Raw genomic sequence first — 23550 nt, forward strand, 5'->3', positions numbered from 1 at the left:
AGGCCCTCGAGCCACAGCGCCATGTAGCCGCAGCGGAGGTCGAAGTGCTTGGTGAGAGGCACGGTGGTCGTCAGCCCCAGTTCGCCGACGAACGCCGCGCCGTCCCCCTGGACGCGGAGTCCCTTGAGCGCCGGCCCGGCACCGGCATCGAACACGTACTGCGACTTCTGAACGGCGTTGTTGTAGTAGGCCCCGCCTTTGAGGAGCCCGTCGACGCGGAGGAAGCCGCCGCGATCCCAGAGGCGGATGTCGGTGCCGAGCTGGTAGCCGTAGAGGCTGTTGATGCACGCATTGTTGAACACGTCCATCATCGGGGCCGGGGGCACGACCCCGCCGTAGTGGTCGACGAGCGACAGCGACTCGTTCCATTCGAACCACCGGAATCCCTGCAGCAGGACGACGTTGGGCAGCGCGTGCCAGCGCCGGTTGAGCTCGAAGCTCTGCAGCGAGCTGCCGAGGTCGGCGGTGGCGGTGTCGAGGTCGTTGAACTCGTTGCCGAACACGCCTGGCGGCGTGAGGGCATAGCCGGCGATCGTCGGCGGAGTCGCCTCGAGCGAGCGGAAGTTGGCCGCCCGGAACCAGGTCGCCTCGATCGCCTCGCCGCAGTTGTTGCTGCGGAACAGCGAAAACCGGGGGCCCGCCGCCGGCGTACTCTCGAGCTGGTTGGCATCGAGGGCGGTGGCGCCGAAGTCGTTGGGTGTGACGCCGGGCAGGTACTGCGAATAGATCGGCCGCAGGCGCGGGGCGTTGCGCCACAGGAGCAGGGCGTCGGCTCGGAGCGTCCAGCAGCCGTGGAGGTGGTCGTGGAGCACCTGCATGAAGCCCGGCTGCTCGCAGGCGGCGCATTCGGGGCAGCCGCAATCCATCCCGTGGCCGCCGTCGATCCCCTCGGGGAGGATCGGCAGGTCGCCGGGCACGGCCGACTCGCCGCCGAGCGCCGGATCGTCGACGGGGAGCGGGCCGGCGGGAACGGCGTCGCGCTGGATCACCGATCCCTCGCCCGCGTCCGTGGCAGCGAACGCGCGGTCGCCGACGACCGTCTCGGAGACCACCTCGCCGGCGAGCCATCCCCCGGCCGAACCGGAGCCGACCTGCCAGGCGTTGGCGCGGACACTGCCAAGGGCCACCAGTACCGTCGCCGCCAGCGTGAACGGTGCGACAAAACCACCGTTCCGCCACTGCAATCGCATCATCGTTGCCGTCTCCGATGAAGAATCCGAACTGCCCGGTGAAATCGGTCGTGACGGTCGTGCCGCGGTAGGGTTGTGCTCGTAGTTCCTGTCAGGTGGGATGGGGAGAATGGGGAGTGGAAGCCGCGGGCGGTTGGGTGGCCTGGGGTGCGATCGCGCCAGTTTGCCGTCAGATTGGCAGACCCACGGTCCAAAACATTGCCCCGTCCGAAGGCCGACGATATGTTCGGCAATGAGCTGTTTTTCCGGTCTTCACGGCCGTTCGGCGCGCGCCAGGCTCGCGCGTCTTCGAGGGGGCAGCGGTTCGGTCTGTTTTTTCCCTGAAAGAGGGATCCATGATTCTGCCATTCTGGCTGACGAGCGTCCGCGGTCTGTTTGCCCGTCGCCGCGGAGGTTCGCGGCGGATCGCTCCGCGCGGTGAACAGGGGCGAGCCGGCCAGGCGCCCGAGTCGCTCGAGTCGCGCCGGCTGCTGGCGTTCGACTTCGTGTCGGCGTTTCCCAACGTCGGGACGTTCATCACCGAGGGTGCAGTGGGGCGGCAGGCGCCGCAGCAGATCACGATCCGGTTCAGCCCCGGCACACAGGTCGATCCGGCGACGATCGCGACCGGGATCACGGTGACCCGAGCCAACCACGACGGCACGATCGGTGACGGCAGCGACATGAGGGTCGAGCCTGGCAGCATCACGGTGGACGACGCGCCGAACCAGAATCAGGTCGTCGTCCGGTTCGCCGACACGCTGCCTGACGATTCGTACCGGATCACGATCACGGGGGCCGGGACCGGGGGGTTGCGGACGCTCGCCCAGGGGACGACGGCGGTGGAGCGGTTCCGTGCCGGGGGCACGTTCACGCTCAATTTCCGGCTCGACCTCGGGGCCCAGGTGGTGGGGGTGGTGCCGCAGCCGGTGACGCGGCCGAAGACGATCACGGTCGGCAATCCGGCCCAGATCCTCGACGGCGACCTGCTCACCGTGCAGATCCGCGGCCGGGTGCTGAACCTCGAGTTCGACCGCAATTCGTCGGCGACCCCGGGCACCACCGCGGTCCCGATCAGCAACGCCTCGACGGCGGCGCAGATCGCAAGCGCGATCGCCACGCGGATCGCGGCGGCGACGTCGCTGGCGGGGGAGCTCGGCGGCGCGACGGCGGCGGGCGCCACCGCGACGGTGACCGGCAGCCAGTTCACGCCGAAGGTCTCGTACACGCGTGCCGGCGCCGTGCCGACTCCGGCGGCGCTGTCGATCGGCGACGGGCTACCGCTGTCACAGGCGACCGACAAGGTGGTCGTCTATTTCAATGCCAACGACCCGCTGGCTTCGGCGTCGGCGACGAACATCCGCAATTACCGGCTCGTGGAGACCGATCCGACGACGGGCGCCGACGTGGCGGTGCGCGTGCCGTCGGCGGTGACGTATGACGCGACGAGCGGGACGGCGGTCCTCGGCTTTTCCTCGGGGGACGTGGCAAACGACAAGCTCTACCGGCTGCAGGTCGGTGATTCGACCGACGACAACGCGACGACGGTGAAGGCGGTCCACGTCGGCAGTCTGTTTTCCCGCGCGGGGGGTGCAGCGGCGTTCCAGACGGTGTCGTTCCTCGGCGACGGTCCGGAGGGGGTCAACGACGTCGATCTCTACCGGTTCGCGGTGACGGCGGCGACGACCGTGACGGTGAACCTGGCACCGGACGCGGCGTTCGATCCGCTGCTGCGCGTCTTCGACGCGGCGGGGACGGCGATCACGGCGGGCGTGACGATCACCGGCAGCGGCGCGGGCGGGGCGCGGACGCTGTCGCTGGCGGCGCCGGCGGCGGGGACCTACTTCATCGGCGTGTCGAGCGCGGGCAACGGTGCCTACCAGCCGACGACGGGTACGGGGGCCACCGGTGGGACGACGCGCGGCTCGTACACGGTCGCATTCCGTGCCGCGGTGGCGCCGGGGACGAGCGACGAGAACTCGAGTTTCGCGACGGCGACCGGTCTTGGCTCGCTCGGCGCCGCTGGGCAGAGCATCGCCGCGGCGATCGAACTGCGGCCGACGGTGCCGACTCCGGCGGGGAATCTCCTCTTCCCGAGCCAGCAGGGCACCGGCGACGAGCCCGGGCACCGCGACATCCCGGTGGGGATCGAGGATCACGCCTCGCCCGACGCGTCGCTGGCGCCGGCGGTGGCGATCCCGGAAATCTCCTACAACTTCAAGTCGGCCTACGGCAGCGATCCGCAGGGCAACCCGCTGTTCAACCTGATCACCGAGACGCAGAAGCAGCGGGCCCGCGAGGTGTTCGAGCTGTATTCGTTGTACACCGGCGTCCGTTTCACCGAGACGGCCGACCAGGGGATCACGGTCGTCACCGGCGACGTCCGCGCCGTCAGCCCGAGCCTGCCGCCGACGGCGGTGGCGGGGATCTGCGGCGGCACGCTCACGATCATGAACTCGACGTTCAATTGGGGGGCGAGCGAATACGGTGGCGGATGGTTCCAGACCGCGATGCACGAGATCGGCCACGCCCTCGGCCTCGGCCACTCCTACGACCTGCCCTCGATCATGGGCGGCGGCTTGACCGGCGAGGGGGTGTTTCCCGGTGACAACGACCTGATCCACACCAATGTCCTGTATCCCAAGACCGGGTCGGATATCGACGTCTATTCGTTCGCGCTCGAGGCGGCCGGCACGCTGACGGCGGAGACGGTCGTCTCGCGTCCGGGCACGGCGGTGACCAGCCGGCTCGACAGCGTGATCTCGCTGTACCGCGAGGTGTCGGGGGTGCGGACGCTCGTCGCCCGCAACGACGACTACTACGGGCGTGATTCGTTCGTCGGCCTCGATCTGGAGGCGGGCACGTACTTCATCGCGGTGACGAGCACGGGCAACACCGACTTCAACCCCGAGTCGGCCGACAGCGGCTACGGCGGCCGGTCGCAGGGTGCCTACGAGCTCAAGCTCGGCTTCACGCCGGCGAGCGTCGTCGCCAACACGATCGTCGACGCCACCGGCACGGCGCTCGACGGCGACCGCGACGGCGCGGCCGGGGGCGGGTTCAACTTCTGGTTCGAGACCGCGGCGGCAGCGGCGACGATCGTCGTCGACAAGGCGGCCCCCGTCGCCGGCGCGGCCGGCACGCTGGCGGCACCCTATCCGACGATCGCGGCGGCGCTGGCCGCCGCGACACCCTCGACGCGGATCATCCGCATCGTCGGCAACACCGGCAACGACGCCAGTCCGGCCGACGAGAAGCCGTATCTCATCGGGACGACGCTCGCCGGCGGCCCCCTGGCCGACGGGATGACATTCGAGGTGCCGGCCGGCGTGACGGTGATGGTCGACGAAGGGGCGCTGTTCAAGCTCCGGGCGGCGAACATCGACGTCGGCAGCTCGCCGGAGCTGGTGTCGCGGGCGGGGGCGGCGATGCAGGTCCTCGGCACGCCGGCCAACCGGGTGCGGTTCACGTCGTACCACGACGACTTTCTCGGCGGCGACAGCGACAACCTCGGCCCGGTGGCGACCGGCGGGCAGTGGGGCGGGATCGTGCTCCGCGAGGATTCCGACTCGGCGACGAAGAAGGTGTTTCTCAACGTCGTCGGCCAGGCCCAGCTGACCTATGGCGGCGGCAACGTCCTGGTCAACTCGCAGCTCCAGGCGTTCGCACCGATCCACCTCGAGAGCACGCGGCCGACGCTGATATTCAACGAGATCACCCGGAGCGCCGGGGCGGCGATCTCGGCCGACCCCGACGCGTTCGAGGACACCGCGGTCCGCCAGGGCCCCGACGTCCGCGGCAACCGGATCGTCGACAACACGATCAACGGCCTGTTCGTGCGGATCCGCACGCAGCTCGGCAGCCCGGTCGACCGGCTGACGGTGCCGGCCCGGTTCAAGAGCCCCGACATCACCTATGTGATCGCCGAAAACCTCCAGATCGCCGGTGGCGTGGGCGGTTACGAGCAGCGCGTCGATCCGGCCGACGGCGTGACGAAGACCTTCGCCCGCGAGACCGGCCGGCTGGTGATCGATCCCGGGGTCGTCGTCAAGCTGCTCGGGTCGCGGATCGAGCTCGAGCGTGGCCTTGGCCAGTTGATCGCCGAGGGCACGCCGGGCAACCGGGTGGTGTTCACGAGCCTGGCCGACAACCGGTTCGGCGCCGGCGGGACGTTCGACACCAACGGCCCCTCGCCCGACACGCGCGCCGCCGGCGACTGGGGCGGGATCGTCGCCAACGCCGCCAGCCGGGTGAGCATCGACAACGCCTACCTCGCCTTCGGCGGCGGCCAGACGCCGATCGAGGGGGGATTCGACACGTTCAACGTGATCGAGGTCCACCAGGGCTTCCTCCGCCTGGCCAACAGCCGGGTGGAGAATAACGCCGCCGGACAGGCGGTGGGGAACCGCAACGCGCGCGGGACCAATGCCGCCGCGACCGTGTTCGTGCGCGGGGCGCAGCCGGTGGTCGTCGGCAACGACTTCCGCGCCAACGCCGGGGCGACGGTGAGCATCAATGCCAACGCGATGTCCGACGTGAAGCTCGGCGATCCGGGGCGGTCGACGCGATCGATCGAGCGCTTCACCGGCTACGACGACAACTTCGGCCCGCTGGTCCGCGCCAACCGGATCTTTAATCCGCTCAACTTCTCCGGCGGCCAGCCGCAGGGGTCGTTCAACATCGACGTCACGTTCGGCCCCGGCGTGCCGCAGGCGGCGCAGCAAGCGATGCAAGTCGCGGTCGACAAATGGGAGGCGATCATCGTCGGCGACCTGTCGCTGGTCACCGACCCGGCGACCGGCCAGCAGATCGACGACATCCTCGTCACCGTTCAGGCCGGGCTGCTCGGCGGCTCGACGAGCGACGGCGCCGGCGGCACACTCGCCAACGCCGGCCCGCGCGCGTTCCGCTCGGCGACCGACGTCAACAGGCATCTCCCGTATCTGGCCGACGTCGGCATCGACACCGCCGACATCTCCAATCCGCAGATGGCGACGATCCTCGTCCACGAGCTCGGCCACGCGCTCGGGTTCCCGTCGGTCGCCAGCATCCTCAATTTGATCAACGGCTTCACCTACACCGGATCGAGCGCGCTGCGTGAATACCAGCGCTTCCGGCCGACCGCGGCGACGGTGCCCTTGGAGCAGGGGGGCGGGGCCGGCACGACCGGGGCCCACTGGTCGGAGGCGGAGTTCGACAACGAGATCATGACCGGGTTCATCAACCCCGGCGTCAATCCGCTGAGCCGCGTGACGATCGGGGCGTTCGAGGACCTCGGCTACACGGTCTCCTACGCGGCCGCCGACAGCTACACGCTGCCGGGGAGCGGTGTGACGACCGGCCCGACCGGCTCCACGGCGGTGATCAGCGGCGTCGTCGTCCGGCCCGAGCAGATCACCGTCGAGAGCGTGTGGGACGACACCGACGTCGTCCACGTGCTCACCGGGACGATCGACGTCGTCGTCGAGAACTTCCACACGACGACCGGCCTGCGCCTGATGAGCCGCTCCGACGCGAGCCTCGTCGTCAAGCTCGACGGGCCCAACGCGGGGTTCACCGCCGCCGGGTTCCCGCTCGAGATCGAGGACCGGATCGGCGGAACCGTGCAGGTGATCGGCCAGCCAGGTTTCCCCGTCGTGATGACGAGCCTCGCCGACGATACGGTGGGGGCGAGCCTCGACCCGCTCGGCCGCACGGTGAAGGACACCAACAACGACGGCGTTGTGGGCGTCGATGCGACGGCCACGGCGCCGGCGCCTGGCGACTGGCGCGGGCTGAAGTTCATGCCGCTGTCGAACGACACCAACGTCTCGATCCAGAAGGAGGCGGAGAAGTCGTACACCGGCAAGCTCGAGGCCAACCAGACGGCGAGTACGGCGCAGGTGCTCGGGGTCCTCGCCCCCAACTTCGCCACCGGGACCAACTCCACCGAGTCGGCGCAGAACAAGGGGGGTGACGAGAACCGCAAGAACGGGTTCGAGGTCCACGGTGTGATCGCCTACGACGATCCGACCGACGTCGACGTCTACAGCTTCGGCGGCTATGCCGGCAGCGAGGTGTGGATCGACCTCGACAAGACGTCGTCGGGGCTCGACTCGATGCTCGAGCTGCTCGACGCCTCCGGCACGGTGCTCGCCCGCTCGATCGACGCCACCAACGACTCGCAGATGGTGACGCAGGACCTCGTCGCCGGCAGCGGTACGGGCACGGCGCGGACCTACCAGCTCGCCGCCGGCAACATCCTCCCCGGCACGCTGTCGGGAGTCTTGTATCGCAACAACACGGCGATCCAGACTTTCTCGGTCAACCGCGCCGGCACGTTCACGCTGACGGCGATCGGCGCTCCGGCCGTCCGGGCGACCGGAGCGACGCTCGACTTCACGACCGGCTTGGTGACGTTCACGTTCAACGGCGATCCCGGGGTGACGAGCATCCGCGACGTGGCCTTCGCCGCAGGCACGCTCACCCGGCAGACGCTCGGCTTCACCGCCACCGGCGGCAACGGCGCCTTCCCGATGGGGAAGGACGGCTTCCGCGGGCTCGACTACTACTCGACCAACCCGCGCGATCCCGGGATGCGCGTGATCCTCCCCGGCACGGCCGGCGCGCCGGGGCAGTATTTCATCCGCGTCCGCAGCCAGCCGTCGGCAGCCGGCGTGGCAACCCAGTTGGCCTACGAAGCCCGGCTCCGCGATCCGGCGCTGGTCAAGAGCGGGATCACGTCCGGCACCTACGAGCTGCGCGTCCGCCTCCAGCAGCAGGACCAAAAGCCCGGTTCGACCGTGCGCTACGCCGACATCCGCTATGCGACGACGGCGATCGACGTCCAGGGGCTGCCGCGCAATTCGCTCGTCGTCGGGGAGACCGGCGAGAGCGCCGCGGCGAACGACATCCAGGGCTCGGCCCAGGACATCGGCCGGCTGCTGCAGTCGGATCAGAACGTGATCAGCGTTGCCGGTAGCCTGGCGGCCGAGGGGGACGTCGACTGGTATTCGTTCACGCTCGACTACGCGATGATCCAGGCGATCGGCGGCGTCAACGGCGGCGGCAAGACCTGGTCGACGGTGTTCGACATCGACTACGCCGACGGCTTCCGCGGCGACCTGACGCTGTCGGTGTTCGACGCGACCGGGAAGCTGATCTTCGTCAGCCGCGATTCGAACGTCGCCGACGACCAGCCGGGGCCGGGCCAGGGGAACGACTTCGACGACCTGTCGCGCGGCAGCGTCGGCAAACTCGATCCGTTCATCGGACCGGTCCAGCTCCCGGCCGGTACGCCGGGCTCGACGACGCGCTACTACGTCGCCGTGAGCAGCAACGAACGGCTCCCGTCGGCGATCAACGCCACGTTCCAGGGGGCGGCGGCCAATCCCTTCATCCGTCTCGAGCCGGTGACGTCGGTGAAGCGGATCGTCGAAGATCACATCGGCACGACCGGCTACACGAGCAACGGCCTCCCGGTCGATCCGGTGACCGGCCCGATCATCAACGTCGCGGCGATGGTGGCCACCGGGTCGCCGCTGCCCTTGTCGGCCAACGTCCGGCCGTTCAGCCTCGCCGACGTGACGCTGTTCGTGTCGACGGGCGGCAGCATGTACACGGTAGATCCGTTTTCCGGTGGGATCGAGACGCACCTCTTCGAGAATGCCTACGGCGGTCAGGGAAGCGTTGGTGACATCGACATGCGGACCGACGGGCGCTTGTTCCAGGCGTTCGGTCAGTTGAATGACGCCAGCAACGTCGCGCACCTCCGTGAGATCAGTACCGCCGGCGGATCGAGCCCGCTTTCCGACGTCGGCGACGCCGTGCCGGACGTGCCCTCGAGCCCGGGTGCGGGCGACTTCTGGAAACTCACGAGCAGCTCTGTCGATGCCCTGGCGATCGGCCGGACCGATGTCGCGACGTACGAGAACTCGATCTTTTATTCACTTCGTCGTGGCAGCAATGAGTCGCTGCTGTACTGGGGACGTACCAGCGGCAACGCCGCTTACAGCGATAGCGATCCGCCGTTCAGCCTCCGGGGACAGATCACCGGCACCGGCATCACCGGCCTGACCACCGGCCTGCAGTTCCGCAACGAGAACTTCGGCACGCTTTACGGCGTCAGCAGCGGCGGACAGTTTCACACCGTGAGTACAAGCAGTGGTGCGGCGACGCTCGTCGCTGACTTCGCATCGACGCTGGCAACGGTCGCCGGTACCACCGGTTTCCAGGGATTGGCGTCGGCACCTGCCAATCTGGAAGGCGGAAAGTACGCGGGCGCGTTCTTCGCGATCACCAACAACGGGCGGCTTGTGTGTATCGAACTGCAGCCGGGAAACAGCGCACGGCTGATGCCCAACGTGTTTGATACCAACGGCGACGGCGTGCCCGACAGCGCGATTTCCAACGTCATGGTGGCCGGCGCGACCGGTTTGGCATTTTCACCGCTCGACATCAACCTCTGGCACCCGACGGGGCTCCGTGGCGCCGACCGGGGCCACGGCATCAACGGCACGGGTGACTCCAACGGCAACACGATCCCGGACGCCACGCGCAACGCCCGCGAAGGGGCCGCGAGCATGTACTTCGGTCTCGAGGAGTACCTCCAAGATCCATCCGGTACGTACGGACAGTTCAACCCGGGTGGCGCCAACGGCCAGTACGGTGTTCGTGCCGGGACTCCCTACGACTGGCAGCAGGACCTCACTGCCGGCGTCATCGGTAACGATTACAACCTCCCCGGTGGCGCCTATGGCAGCCTGATCACCAATCCGTTCAGCCTCGCCGGCTACGCCTACACCGACAAGCCGACGCTGTATTTCAACTACTTCCTCGACTCGCAAAACGCTTCGGCCGACACACGGGTCGACGGCTCGGCGATGCGCGACAGCGCACGCGTCTTCATCTCGACCGACGACGGCCGCACCTGGGCCGTGATCGCGACCAACAACCAGGCACGGACCGAGCGCGACAACCTCACCGCCGAGCTCCCCAACGTCCTCTCGACGTCGTCGGCGATCGGCACCAGCCCCAACCAACACGTCCAGGAGCTGTTCGACTCGACCGGCAACTGGCGCCAGGCGCGGGTCGACCTCGGCAAATGGGCGGGGAGCTCCAACATCCGCCTGCGGTTCGACTTCAGCACCGCAGGAGAGATGGATTCGGCGCAGCTGCGCAGCACGCCCGACGCCACCCAGTCGGTAGCCAGCGCGGTGACCAACGCCGCCACGGTCGCGCTCGGCAACCTACAGGGCCTGCGGACCGGGATGGTGGTGACCGGCACGGGGGTCGGGGCACTCGTCGGCGGCACGCCAGTGACGGTCAACTCGATCGACTCCGCCGCCGGAACGGTCATGCTGTCGGCTCCGGTGACGGTCACGGCGGGGACGGTGCTGTCGTTCTTCAACACCGCCGATCGGGTGCTCAACGGCATCAACGGCCTGGCAGGCACGCTCGGCAATTTCAATCACGTCGAGCGCGGTCAGAACAACGCCTTCGAAGGGTTCTACGTCGACGACATCATCGTCGGGTTCGCCGAGCGCGGTGAGATGGTGACCGACGCCGCGGCGGGACAGGTCGATTTCTTCGACCTCGCTACCCCGGTCTCACAGACCTACCCGACGCAGTCGCTGCAGGGTCCGTACCAACTCGAGATCCGCCGCGGCATCGAGTATGGCATTCAGCTCGACTCGGCCGCACCGGACGTGACGATCTTCGAGACGTTCGACACCAACGACCGGTTCGTCCGGTTCCCGCAGGCGGCCCGGCGGCAGCTCGAGACACAGGTCGTCGACGCCCTCGTACCCGGTGTCCTCGGTGCGGTAGGCAACGGCGACATCCATTTCCTCACCGCCAACGAGCTCGACATCCTCGCCGGCCAGGGTATCGAGCCGGTGGACGGCGACACGTTCGTGCTCCTCCAGTCGACCGCCAACGGCACCGTCGCCAACAACCTGCTGTCGTGGTCGGTCGACCTCGCCGGCCAGCCGGCGGCGTTCCTCGAATTCGCCTACGGTGTCCTCCCGCGCGAGGTGCTCACGCGGCTGCCGGCGACGTTCACGACGCCGGCGCTGCCCGGCGGCAACCGGATCCTGCCGGTCGGCGACGGCGTGGCGGTGAGCACCGACGGTGGCACGACGTGGACGACGGTGTTCTCGTTCGCCGGCACCGGCAACGTGCTCTCGACGGCGACCGTCGACCTCGTCGCCGCGGCCGGCCCGCTGTCGGCGACGACCGTGATCGGCTTCTTCCAGTCGGGCGACCGGCAGTTCCTCTCGCTGTTCCCGATCCCCAATCCGGCCAATGCCGGCGGGATCGCGCTGGATGCCCTGCGCGTCTGGGCCACGGCGCCGGTGGCGTCGGTCGAGTCGCTCGGTGACTCCAACCACCCGCGGACGCAGGGGCAGTTCCTCGTCGAAAACAACATCATCTCGTTTGCCCAAAGCTACGGGATCAGTTTCGACGCCGGGGCCCGAGATGCGGGGAGCGACAAGCCCAACCCCGGCGTGGCGCGGAACCTCCCGGTCCTCAACAACCAGCGCCTCGCTCCGGGGGCGGTGGCGATCAACAACATCATCTCCGGCGCCGGTACGGCCGGGATCCGGTTCAGCGGTGACTCCACCGGCGGCGCCGTGCCGCAGTCCGTGGTGCCCTATGGCCGCCTCGTCAACAACACGATCTACGGCGGTTCGACGCCGTCCGGAGTCGGCATCGCGGTCAGCGACAGCGCCGGCCCGACGATCCTCAACAACCTGTTCGCCAACCTCGCCACCGGAGTCAGCGTCGACGCCGGCTCGCGTAGCTCCACGGTGATCGGCACGTCGGCGTTTTACGCGGTCGGGATCGAGGTCTCCGGCGGCGTCACGGCGAGCAGCTCGCTGACGCTCCCGGGCAATCCGTTCGTCAATGCCGACGGGGGCAACTTCTACCTCGTCTCCGGGACGGCGGCGATCGACAGTGCCCTCAACAGCCTCCAGGACCGGCCCGAGTACACGGTCGTCACCGAGCCGCTGGGGGTCCCGCCATCGCCGGTGCTGGCGCCCGACCGCGACATCTACGGCCAGCTCCGCACCGACGACCCGGCACAGCCGACGCCTCCGGGCCTCGGCAGCAACGTCTTCAAGGACCGCGGGGCGATCGACCGCGTCGACTTCCTCCAGCCGTCGCTGGCGATCGTCGAGCCGCTCGACGACCGCAACACCACGCCGGTCGACCGCGATCCGGCCCCCAACGCGATCCGCCTCGAGCGCGAGGATGCGGTCAATATCACCCAGTTCGCCCTGCAGATCGCCGACGTCGGCGTGGGGATCGACCGGGCGACGGTCACCAAGGCCGCGTTCACGCTGCGGCGCGACGGCGTCCTCCTCACCGAGGGGGTCGATTACCTGTTCCGCTACATCGAGAACACCAACCGCGTGGTGTTCGAGTCGAACTCCGTCTACCCGCTCGGCACGTACGTGATCGGAACGACGACGCGGGCGACCGTCGGCAGCACCGTGGGCCTGCTCACCGACCTGGCCAACAACACGCTCCTCCCCAACAAGACCGACGGCTCGACGAGCTTCCAGATCGCGCTGACCGACCTCCCCGGCGTGCCGACGGCCGTGGTCGGCACCCGCGGCGACACGCAGGTCCAGCTCTCGTGGCAGGCCCCGGCCAACCCCGGCGGGACTCCGGTCACCGACTACATCGTGGAGTACTCGTCGGACGGCGGCACGAGCTGGACGACGTTCGCCGACGCGGTGTCGGCGGCGACGACGGCCACGGTGACTGGCCTGGTCAACGGCACGAGCTACGTGTTCCGCGTCACGGCGCAGAATGCGGTCGGTGTCGGCAGCCCGTCGGCGCCGTCGGCGCCGGTCAAGCCGCTCGCCCCCGCATCGGCACCGCAGAACCTCGTCGTCACGCTCGGCCCGGCGGTGATCGGCCCGCGCGACGCGACGCTCACCTGGGCGGCTCCGGCCTCGGCCGGTGGCTCAACCGTGTCGGACTACGGCGTCGAGTACAGCATCGACAACGGAATCACCTGGACGACCGTCGCCGACGGCGTGTCGACGAACACCACCGCGACGGTCAATGGCCTCGTCAATGGCACCAGCTACCTGTTCCGCGTCCGTGCGATCACCGAGTTTGGCCCCGGTGCGGCCGCGGTCTCGGGTCCGGTGACGCCGACGGCGGCGCCGGCGGCCCCGATCGGCCTGACGGCGACGCTCGGCAACCAGTTCGTCGATCTGGCCTGGGCCAACGTCGACACCGGCGGTCTGCCGGTGGCCGACCACGTCGTCCAGTACTCGAGCGACGGCGGTGCGAACTGGTCGACGTTCGTCCACGCGCCGTCGGGCGCGCCCTCGATCCGCGTGACCGGCCTGACCAACGGGACGGCCTACGTGTTCCGCGTCGCGGCCACCAACGCCACGGGCACCAGCCCCTTCTCGGGCGTCGCCGGTCCGGTCACGCCGCTGGCGCCGGCCACCGCGCCCACGGGCCTGGTCGGCACGCCGGGTGACCGGCGCGTTTCGCTTGCCTGGTCGGCTCCGGCCAACGACGGTGGCTCGCCGGTCACCGACTACGTCGTCGAATACCGGCTGGCATCGGGCGGCGGGTGGCTGACCTACCCCGACGGCGTGTCGGGGACGACGGGGGCCACGGTCGACGGCCTCGTCAACGGCACGAGCTACGTGTTCCGCGTGACGCCGATCACCACGTTCGGTGCCGGTGCCCAGTCGCTCGTGTCGAGCCCGGTGACGCCGGTCACGGTGCCGACGGCGCCGGGCGCGCCGTTCGGCACGCGTGGCGACCGCCAGGTGGAGTTGTCGTGGACGGCGCCGAGCGACAACGGTGGCACACCGGTCACCGACTACGTCGTCGAGTTCCGTGAGAACGTCACGGGCGCCGGGTGGCAGACGTTCGCCGACGGGGTGTCGTTTGCCACCAGTGCGACCGTCACCGGTCTGGTCAACGGGACGAGCTATCTGTTCCGCGTCCGGGCGGTCAACGGGGCCGGCACGAGCCCGGCCAGCGCCGAGTCGTCACCGGTCAGGCCGCTGACGTTCCCGGGTATCGTGCAGACGGTCGGCACCGTCGCGGGCAACGGCCAGGTACGGCTGTCGTGGACGGCGCCGGTCGACAACGGCGGCACGCCGGTCACCGACTACGTCGTCCAGTTCCGCCCCGACACGGCCAGCGGGCTGTGGTCGACGTTCGCCGATGGCGTGTCGGCGACGACCGGAGCGACGGTGACGGGCCTCACCAACGGCACGGCCTACCGGTTCCGCGTCGCAGCGGTGAACCCGGTGGGTATCGGATCGTTCGTCGAGGCCGGTCCGGCGACGCCGTTCACCGTGGCGGGCACGCCGACCGCGCTGTCGGGCATGATCGGCGATTCCCGCGTGACGCTCTCGTGGACCGCACCGGCGACCAACGGCGGCAGCCCGGTCACCGACTACCTGATCGAATACCGCGTCGCGAGCGCGGGGAGCACGTCGTGGACGCCGTTCACGCGGGCCCCGTCGATGGCGACCACTGCCGTCGTCACACCGCTGGTCAACGGCGTCGGGTACGTCTTCCGCGTGACGGCGATCAACGCCGCCGGTCCCGGCACGCCGAGCACGTCGACCGGCACGCTCACGCCGGTGACGGTGCCCGGCGCACCGACGGGCGTGGTGGCGGCCGGTGGTGACGGCCGGGCGACGCTCTCGTGGGCCCCGCCGGCGAGCACCGGCGGCAGCCCGATCACCGACTACGTGGTGGAATACAAGCGGCTTTCCGACAGCACGTGGACGACGTTCAGCCGGGCGCCATCGACGACGCCGGGGGCGACGGTGACGGGGCTCACCAACGGCTTCAACTACGAGTTCCGGGTGACGGCGCGGAACGCCCAGGGGCTGGGGACGCCGTCGGCCAAGAGCAACGGCGTCACGGTCCGCGGTCTCCCCGGGGCCCCGACCGGCGTGACCGGCACACGTGGCGAAAGCCAGGTGACGGTGCGGTGGACGGCGCCGGCGAGCACCGGCGGCGCCGCGATCACCGACTACGTCGTCGAATACCGGCGCCTGCGCGACTCGTTCTGGACGCCGTTCGTGCGGCCGGCTTCGACGGCGACCAGCGCCGTGGTGACGGGCCTCGTCAACGGCACCAACTACGCCTTCCGGGTGACAGCGCGGAATGTCGTCGGCCTCGGCCCGGCGTCGGCGGAGTCGGCCGGCGTGACGGTCTACGGCACGCCGTCGGCGCCGACCGGGGTCGTGCCCACCGCCGGCGACCGGCAGGTGGCGCTGGCCTGGAACGCCCCGGCGAGCAACGGCGGGATGGCGATCAGCAACTACATCGTCGAGTTCCGTCGCGTGAGCGACGCGGCCTGGACGACGCTGTCGCGTCCCGCGTCAGCGGCGACCAGCACCGTGGTGACGGGCCTGACCAACGGGTTCAACTACGTGTTCCGGGTGACGGCGGTGAACGTCGCCGGCAACAGCGCTCCTTCGGCCCAGTCGGCGGCGGCGATGCCGCTGGCGGTGCCGGCAGCGCCGACCGGTGTGACCGGGACCGGGCGGGCCGGGAGCGTGTCGCTGCGGTGGAACGCCCCGACCGACACCGGCGGTGCGGCGATCACCGATTACGTCATCCAGTACCGCGTCAACCTCGCGGGCAACGACTGGGTGACGGTGGTCCGAGCGCCGTCGACGGCGCTCTCGGCAGTGGTCAGCGGGTTCACGGTCCGGACCGGGCACCTGTTCCGCGTGGCGGCGGTCAATGCCAAGGGGCAGAGCGCCTGGTCGGAGATCGGCGGCCCGATCAATCCGTTCGCAAGCTGAGCGGCACACGGGGGATCGTGCAGCGCGGGCCGCGTGCGAGCCAGGTTGCCAGGCTTGCCGCGCCGATCGCGGGCTGCACGGTCCAGGGGGAATGGGCAGGCCGGCGACCGCGTCAAACTCGCGCGCCGTCGGGTCGGCTTCCCCAGCTTCCGTGACCGGTATTCGACGAACGACGGTCACGACCGGTGCGACCGGACGACGAAAACTCCCGGGAACATTTCCCCCTGGGAGGATCATCACGCCATGAGCGCTTGGTTGGATCGCGGCACGGGTGCCGCCCGTACGGGTCGTGCCGGCGGACGGACGAGGATCGGCCGGCGCTGGGTGCGCGTGGCGGCGGTCGCCCTGGGGATGTCGGGTGCGTCGTTCGCGGCGGGGCAGGGGTTCGACGACCTGCTCGGGCCCACCGGCCCCGGCCAGGTCGCCGGCGACGTCTCGATCATGGTCCCCGAGGATGCCGGCGTGGCCGCCGACGATGGGGCGGTCATCGTCCCCCCGGGCGGAGCGATCGACGACGGCGCCGGGGTCGAAGAGGGCACCGGGGGCCTCGGACGGATCGTCGGCGTCTGGCCGATGAACGGCGGCAGCGGTGGGTGGTTCCCGTCGTCGGGTCTCGAGCCGGGAGTGGCGACCGGCTCCTACGGCGTCGTCAACACCCTGCTCCTCCCGACCTTCCCGCGCATCCAGGTCCAGGTCGACGCGTTGATGCTCTGGCAGAACAATCCCGTCGGTCGGCCGCTGTTCGTCGAGACGGCCCCGGCCAACCGGGTGGCGCTCGATGCCGCCGACGCCACCAGTCAGATGGCGATCGGCCCGCGCGTCGGCGTGCTGCTGAACCTCGACAGCGTCTACGCCATCGAGGGTAACTACTTCACCGTCCGCAACTTCTACGGCGAGCAGTCGACGCCCCACACGCAGGGCGGCTACCAGCAGGTCAACCTCGCCGGCTTCAATTTCGCCGACATCAACTGGGCCCAGGTGATCAGCACCGGCCAGATCCAGTCGGCCGAGCTCAACTGGCGGCGCCGGACCTGTGGGCCGATCACCTGGCTGGCCGGCTTCCGCTGGGTCGAATGGAACCAGACGATGACCGTCAACGACCAGTACACCGACACCACCGCCACGCCCCCGGTCGGTTCGGACCAGTTCGTGGTCGGCACCGCCAACGACCTGTACGGCGGGCAGGGGGGCATGGACCTCGTCCTCTGGAACGACGGCGGCCCGGTGAAGTTCAGCGCCGTCGGCAAAGCGGGCGTGTTCTACAACACCGCCCTGCAGCGCTCGACGGTGACGTTCGCCGGCTCGCCGATCGGCCCGCTTGCCGCCGCCGCCGACCAGACGTCGTTCTTCGGCGAGCTCGGGATCCTCGGCACCGTCCAGCTCAACAAGTGGTGGACGTGGCGCGCGGGCTACAACTTCTTCTGGCTCTCCGGCGTGGCCGTCCCTGCCGACCAGTTGTCGCTGACCAATGCCAACACGACGGGCGGCAGCCCGGCCTCGGTGCTCATCAACACCAACGGCAGCGTGCTGCTCAGCGGCGTCTCGACCGGGCTCGAGGCGCGGTGGTGACAGGCGCCGCCCCGACGGCGCCGCCGGCTCCGGCCGGCGCCCGTGGGGCGAACGCCCGCAGGGCTTCGCCGGTGTGGCTGCGGAGCAGGGGGGCTCCGGCGCCGCCGGCGGAGCCCTGCCACTTTTCCCAGGCGGCGGCGTGGATCACGAGGTCCTCCGGAGGGCCGGCGACGACCACCCGGCCGCCGCCGTCCCCGGCCTCGGGGCCCATGTCGATCACCCAGTCGGCCGCGGAGATCACCTCGAGGTTGTGCTCGACGACGAGCACCGTGTTGCCGGCTGACACGAGCCGGTCGAGGACGAGGAGCAGCTTCTCGATGTCGGCGAAGTGCAGCCCGGTGGTCGGCTCGTCGAGGATGTAGAGGGTCCGGCCGGTGCCGGGCTTGGCCAATTCGCGCGACAGCTTGACGCGCTGCGCCTCGCCGCCGGAGAGTTGTGGCGCCGGCTGGCCGAGCGTCACGTAGCCGAGGCCGACGTCGACCAGCGTGTCGAGGATCCGCGCGATCTGCGGCACCGTCGCGAAGAATGCCGCCCCTTCGGCGGCGCTCATCCGCAGGACGTCGGCGATCGAGCGGCCGTGCCAGGTGGCGGCGAGCGTCTCGGTGGCGTAACGGCTCCCCTTGCAGTGCTCGCACTCGACCCACACGTCGGGGAGGAAGTGCATCTCCACACGCCGCTGGCCGAGCCCCTCGCAGGCCTCGCAGCGCCCCCCGGCGACGTTGAAGCTGAACGCGCGCGGCGTCAGCCCGCGGGTCTTGGCCCCCGGGACCTTGGCGAACAACTGCCGGACATGGTCGAAGACCCCGGTGTAGGTGGCGGGCGTCGAGCCGGGCGTGGTCCCGATCGGCTCCTGGTCGACGAGGATCACCTTGTCGACCAGATCGAGGCCGGTGATCGAGCCGTGCCGGCCGGGCTGCTCACGGGCGGCATGGAGGCGCCGGGCCAGCGCCCGCCACAGGACCTCGAGGACCAGCGACGTCTTCCCCGATCCGCTCGGGCCGGTGACCGCGGCGATGACGCCGAGCGGGAAGTCGACGTCGATCCCCTTGAGCGTCCGGTGAGAGGCGTCGCGGACGCCGATCCAGCCGGTCGGGCTCCGCCGCCCCTCGCGGGCGACGCGTTCGAGGATTCCGTCGCAGGCACGGCGGCGGTGGAGGTAGGGGCCGGTGACGCTGCCGGCCGTCGCTTCGAGGGCGGCAGGGGGTGCCTGGGCGACGATCCGCCCCCCCTCGCGGCCGCTCCCGGGTCCGAAATCGAGCGCGTGGTCGGCGGCGGCGACGACGTCGCGGTCGTGCTCGACGACGACCAGCGTGTTGCCCAGCGCCCGCAGCTTGCCGAGGGCCGCGATCAGCTTGTGGGTGTCGCGCGGGTGGAGGCCGATCGTCGGTTCGTCGAGGACATAGAGCACGCCGGTCAGGCCGCTGCCGACCTGGGCGGCGAGGCGGATCCGCTGCATCTCGCCCCCCGAGAGGCTGCCCGCCGGCCGGGCGAGGTCGAGGTATTCCAGCCCGACGTCGACGAGGAAACGCACGCGCGAAAGGAGCTCGCGGAGCAGATCGCCGGCCACCGACCGCTCCGTGTCGGAGAGGGTGACGCCCTCCAGCTCGGCGACCATCCGCCCCAGCGGCATCCGGCACCAGACGTCGAGCGGCCGGCCCCAGAGCGTGACCGCGGCGGCGACGTCGGCCAGCCGGCTGCCGCCGCAGGCACTGCAGGGCACCTCCCCCATCACTGCGTCGACCCGGGCACGGAGCCCGACCACCTGCCGGGCCGCCTCCTCGCAGGCGTTCTCGAGCCCCTTGAAGCGGAAGGAAAACCAGGGCCCCGAGCCGGGCACCCCCGCGGGGCGCGGGACGTCGATCCACCGTTCGCCGGTTCCCTCGAAGAGGGCGCGTTGCTGGATGCCCGACAACTCCACCAGCGGCACGTCGAGCGGCAGTCCGGCGGCGCCGGCGAGCCCGGCGAGCATCGCCCGGCTGACCGGTGCCGAGCGCGTCGGCCAGAGGTCGAGGGCACCGTCGGCGAGGCTCGCCGCGGCGTCGCGAACCAGCGCCCCGTGGGCGACTCCGGCACGGGTGCCGAGGCCGTCGCACTGCGGACACCAGCCGAGCGGGCTGTTGAACGAGAACTGGCGCGGTTCGAGGGGCCGGAAACCGCGCCCGCACTGCGGGCAGGCGAGCAGCCGGCTGGCCACCTCGACCGGCCACTCGGGTTCGTCGCGCCCGTCGACGACACGGGCGACGAGCATCGTCCCGCTGCCGGCGTCGAGCGCCGCCTCGACCGACTGCGCGAGCCGGCTCCGCGCCTCGGGCTCGACGGTCACGCGGTCGATGACGATCTCGATCCGGCTCTGCCGCTTCCGGTCGATCGAGGGCAACTCGTCGAGGCGCACGGTGCGGCCGTCGATCCGGACGCGCACGTGCCCCGCCGCGCGCAGCGCCCCCAGCAGTGCCTCGGGCGTCTGGCCCGGCCGTGGTTCCACCGGCGCCAGCAGCAGCAGCCGCGTGCCCCCCGCCAGCGCGAGGAGCCCGGCGACGATCTGGTCGACGCTCCGGCTCCCCACCTCGATCCGGCAGTCTGGACAGTGGAGCTGGCCGAGGCGCGCGGCGAGGACGCGGAAGTGGTCGTACATCTCGGTGAGCGTGCCGACGGTCGAGCGCGGCGTGCCGCCGGTCGAGCGCTGCTCGATCGCCACGGCCGGTGACAGGCCGTCGATCCGCTCGAAGATCGGCTTGGGCACCTGGCCGACGAATTGCCGCGCGTAGGGGGACAGGCTCTCGACGTAGCGGCGCTGCCCCTCGGCATACAGCGTGTCGAAGGCCAGCGAGGTCTTCCCCGACCCGCTCGGGCCGCAGCACACCGTCAGCGCACCGCGCGGGATGTCGGCGTCGACGGCGCGGAGGTTGTGCTGGCTGGCGCCGCGGATCGCGATCCGCGGCGGGCCGGGATCGATCGACGCAGCCTCCGCGCGGGCCAGCACCCGCGCGACCTCGGCGGCGTCGTCGATCGGGCGGCGGCGCCCGGCGCGACGCGGGCGGCTGTCGCGCGCCGCGGCGAGAAGCGGGGCGAGGGCCCGGCCGGTCGCCGAACCGCGCGCCTTGGCGATCTTCTCGGGAGTGCCGGTGGCGACGATCCGGCCGCCGCCGGCGCCCCCCTCCGGCCCGAGGTCGATGCAGTGATCGGCGCGTTTGACGACGTCGAGGTTGTGCTCGACGACGAGCACGGTGTTGCCGGCGTCGACGAGCCGCTCGAGCACCGTGAGGAGCTGGCGGACGTCGGCCATGTGGAGGCCGGTGGTCGGCTCGTCGAGGATGTACAGCGTCCGCCCGGTGGATCGCTTGGCGAGCTCGCGCGACAGCTTGACGCGCTGCGCCTCCCCGCCGGACAGCGTCGGCGACGGCTGGCCGAGGTGGAGGTAGTCGAGGCCGACGTCGCACAGCGTCGTCAGCTTGTGGGCGATGTCGGGGGCGTCGGCGAACAGCTCGCGCGCCTCGCCGATCTCCATCTTCAGCAGCGCCGCGACGTCGTGTCCCTTCCAGCGGACCTCGAGCGTGTCGCGGGCGAACCGGGCGCCGCCGCAGACCTCGCAGGTCACCCAGATGTCGGCGAGGAAGTCCATGTCGAGGCGCACCGAGCCGTTGCCCTCGCAGGCCTCGCAGCGGCCGCCGGCGACGTTGAAGCTGAACCGCCCCGCCTTCCAGCCGCGTTTCTTCGCCTCGGGGAGCATCGTGAACAGGGCGCGGATGTCGTCCCAGACCTTGACGTACGTCGCCGGATTGCTCCGTGGCGTGCGCCCGATCGGCGACTGGTCGATGACGATCACCTTGTCGACGTGCTCCGTCCCCTCGAGCGCCACGAACTGGCCCGGCCGGGCGGCCTCGCTGCCGAGGATCTGCCGCAGCGCCGGCTCGAGGACGTCGCCGACCAGCGAGCTTTTGCCGCTGCCCGAGACCCCGGTGACACAGACCAGTTGGCCGAGGGGGATTTCGACGTCGATATCGCGCAGGTTGTTGTGGGAGACGCCGCGGAGGTGGAGCGACCGCCCCGACGGTAGGCGGCGGCGCTGCGGCACGGTGATCGCCTCGCGCCCGGCGAGGAACGCGCCGGTCAGGCTCGCCGGCGTGGCGGCGACCTCGTCGGGCGTCCCTACCGCCACCACCGCGCCGCCGCGCTTCCCGGGGCCGGGGCCGAAATCGACCACCCAGTCGGCCGCCCGGATCGTCTCCTCGTCGTGCTCGACGACGACCACGGTATTGCCCTTGTCGCGGAGCGCCGCCAGCGCCTCGAGGAGCCGGGTGTTGTCGCGCGGATGGAGGCCGATCGACGGCTCGTCGAGGACGTAGAGCACGCCCGACAGGCCGGAGCCGATCTGGGCGGCGAGCCGGATCCGCTGGCTCTCCCCGCCGGACAGCGTCGGCGCGCGGCGGTCGAGCGCCAGGTAGCCGAGCCCCACCTGGTCGAGGAACCCGAGCCGGCCACGGATCTCCTTGAGCAGTTCGGTGGCGATCAGCGTCTGCGTCGCGTCGAGCCGGACGTCGGCGAGGAATTGCCGTGCAGCGGCGATCGGCAGGGCGCACAACCGGTCGAGCGCGAGTTCCTCCGGCAACGCGGCGGCCAGCCGGGCGGCGCGCGACGCTGCCGTGCGGATCCGCACGGCGCGGGCCTGGGGGTTGAGCCGGGCGCCGCCACAGGTGCCGCAGGGGGTGACGCTCATCACCTTCTCGAGCATCCGCCGGATGATCCCGCTCTTGGCGTTGCGCCAGCGGCTGGTGAGCATCGCCCGCAGCCCCTCGAAGCGCGTCTTCGCGCCGCGCTCGGCACGGCCACGCTTCCAGCGGACGTCGATCTCCCCGAGGCCCGTGCCGTCGAGCCAGACGCGCTTCTGCAGCGCAGTGAGCTGTTCCCACGGCGTGTCGAGCAGTGTGCCGCCCGGCCAGCGCCGCGCGGCTTCGGCCTGGCCGGCGACCGCGGTCAGCAGCCGCCGCAGCCAGCGCGGCATGTCGCGGAAGGTGCCGAGCACCCCGAGCGCGCCTTTGCGGAGCGAGAGTTGCGGCGCGGTCACCAGCTTGTCGGGGTCGACGCCGTAGATGTCGCCGAGCCCGTCGCAGGCCGGGCAGGCGCCCTGGGGGCTGTTGAAGCTGAACAGCTGCGGCTCGGGCGTGTCGTAGCTGGTCCCGCAGGCGGTGCAGGCATAGCGGCTGGAAAGGATCAGGTCGTCGGTCGGCATGGGCACCGGTGGAGCGCCCCGGCCGCGCCGCGGCGGCGCGTCGGCACCGTCGCCGTCACCGTTCGGTTCGAGGGCCACGATCACCTGCCCACCGCCGGTCCGCAGTGCCAGGTCGACCGCCTCGGAGAGTCGGCCGCGCGTGGCGTCGCCGGGGACGAGCCGGTCGATCACCACCTCGACGGTGTGTTTGAGCGTCTTGGCCAGCGGCGGCGGGTCCTCGGCGCGGCACAGCGTGCCGTCGACCCGCGCCCGGGTGAACCCCTGGCGTACCAGATCGGTGAACAGGTCGCGGTGTTCTCCCTTCGCACCACGGACGAGCGACGCGAGCACCATCACGCGGCGACCGCCGCGGGCGGCGAGGATCCGCTCGACGATCGCGTCGCGCGGCTGGGCCTCGAGTACGGCGTCGCAGGCCGGGCAGTGTGCCGTGCCGACACGGGCATAGAGCACGCGGAGGAAATCGTGGATCTCCGTCATCGTCGCCACGGTCGACCGCGGATTGGACCCGGCCGACTTCTGCGCGATCGAGATCGACGGCGACAATCCCGTGACGGCATCGACGTCGGGGCGGGGCAACTGGCCGAGGAACTGGCGGGCGAACGTCGACAGGCTCTCGACGTAGCGCCGCTGCCCCTCGGCGTACAGCGTGTCGAAGGCGAGGCTCGACTTTCCCGACCCGCTCACGCCGCACAGGCACACCAGACGGCCGCGCGGCAGGGCGACGGTGACGTCGCGGAGGTTGTGCTCCCGGGCCCCGCGGACGACGATGGGTGGAACGTTCATGCGGTCCGGG

4 protein-coding genes are annotated in these 23550 nt (G+C 70.6%); 2 read left to right on the forward strand and 2 right to left on the reverse strand.

Annotation, left to right across the window (positions count from 1 at the left end; all coding sequences use genetic code 11):
- The coding region (locus tag FJ309_02615) for a hypothetical protein (protein MBM3953511.1) at nucleotides 1-1193 on the reverse strand (1193 nt) is incomplete at its 3' end.
- Between the two features lie 332 nt (nucleotides 1194-1525).
- Here FJ309_02615 and FJ309_02620 point away from each other — a divergent pair.
- Both FJ309_02620 and FJ309_02625 read left to right on the forward strand, forming a co-directional pair.
- Entirely contained in the window at nucleotides 1526-15961 is a 14436-nt protein-coding gene (locus tag FJ309_02620) for a hypothetical protein (protein ID MBM3953512.1), read from the forward strand.
- A 243-nt stretch (nucleotides 15962-16204) separates the two neighbouring features.
- On the forward strand, nucleotides 16205-17530 hold the full coding sequence (locus FJ309_02625) for a hypothetical protein (GenBank protein MBM3953513.1): 1326 nt from the start codon (nucleotides 16205-16207) through the stop codon (nucleotides 17528-17530).
- Here the strand turns inward: FJ309_02625 and uvrA are convergent.
- A complete protein-coding gene (gene uvrA, locus FJ309_02630; protein MBM3953514.1) occupies nucleotides 17493-23540 on the reverse strand; it encodes an excinuclease ABC subunit UvrA in 6048 nt (2015 codons plus the stop codon). The two genes, FJ309_02625 and uvrA, sit on opposite strands and share 38 nt — an antisense overlap.
- Nucleotides 23541-23550: the final 10 nt, after the last annotated feature.

Source organism: Planctomycetota bacterium (assembly GCA_016872555.1).
Taxonomy (GTDB): Bacteria; Planctomycetota; Planctomycetia; order Pirellulales; family UBA1268; genus F1-20-MAGs016.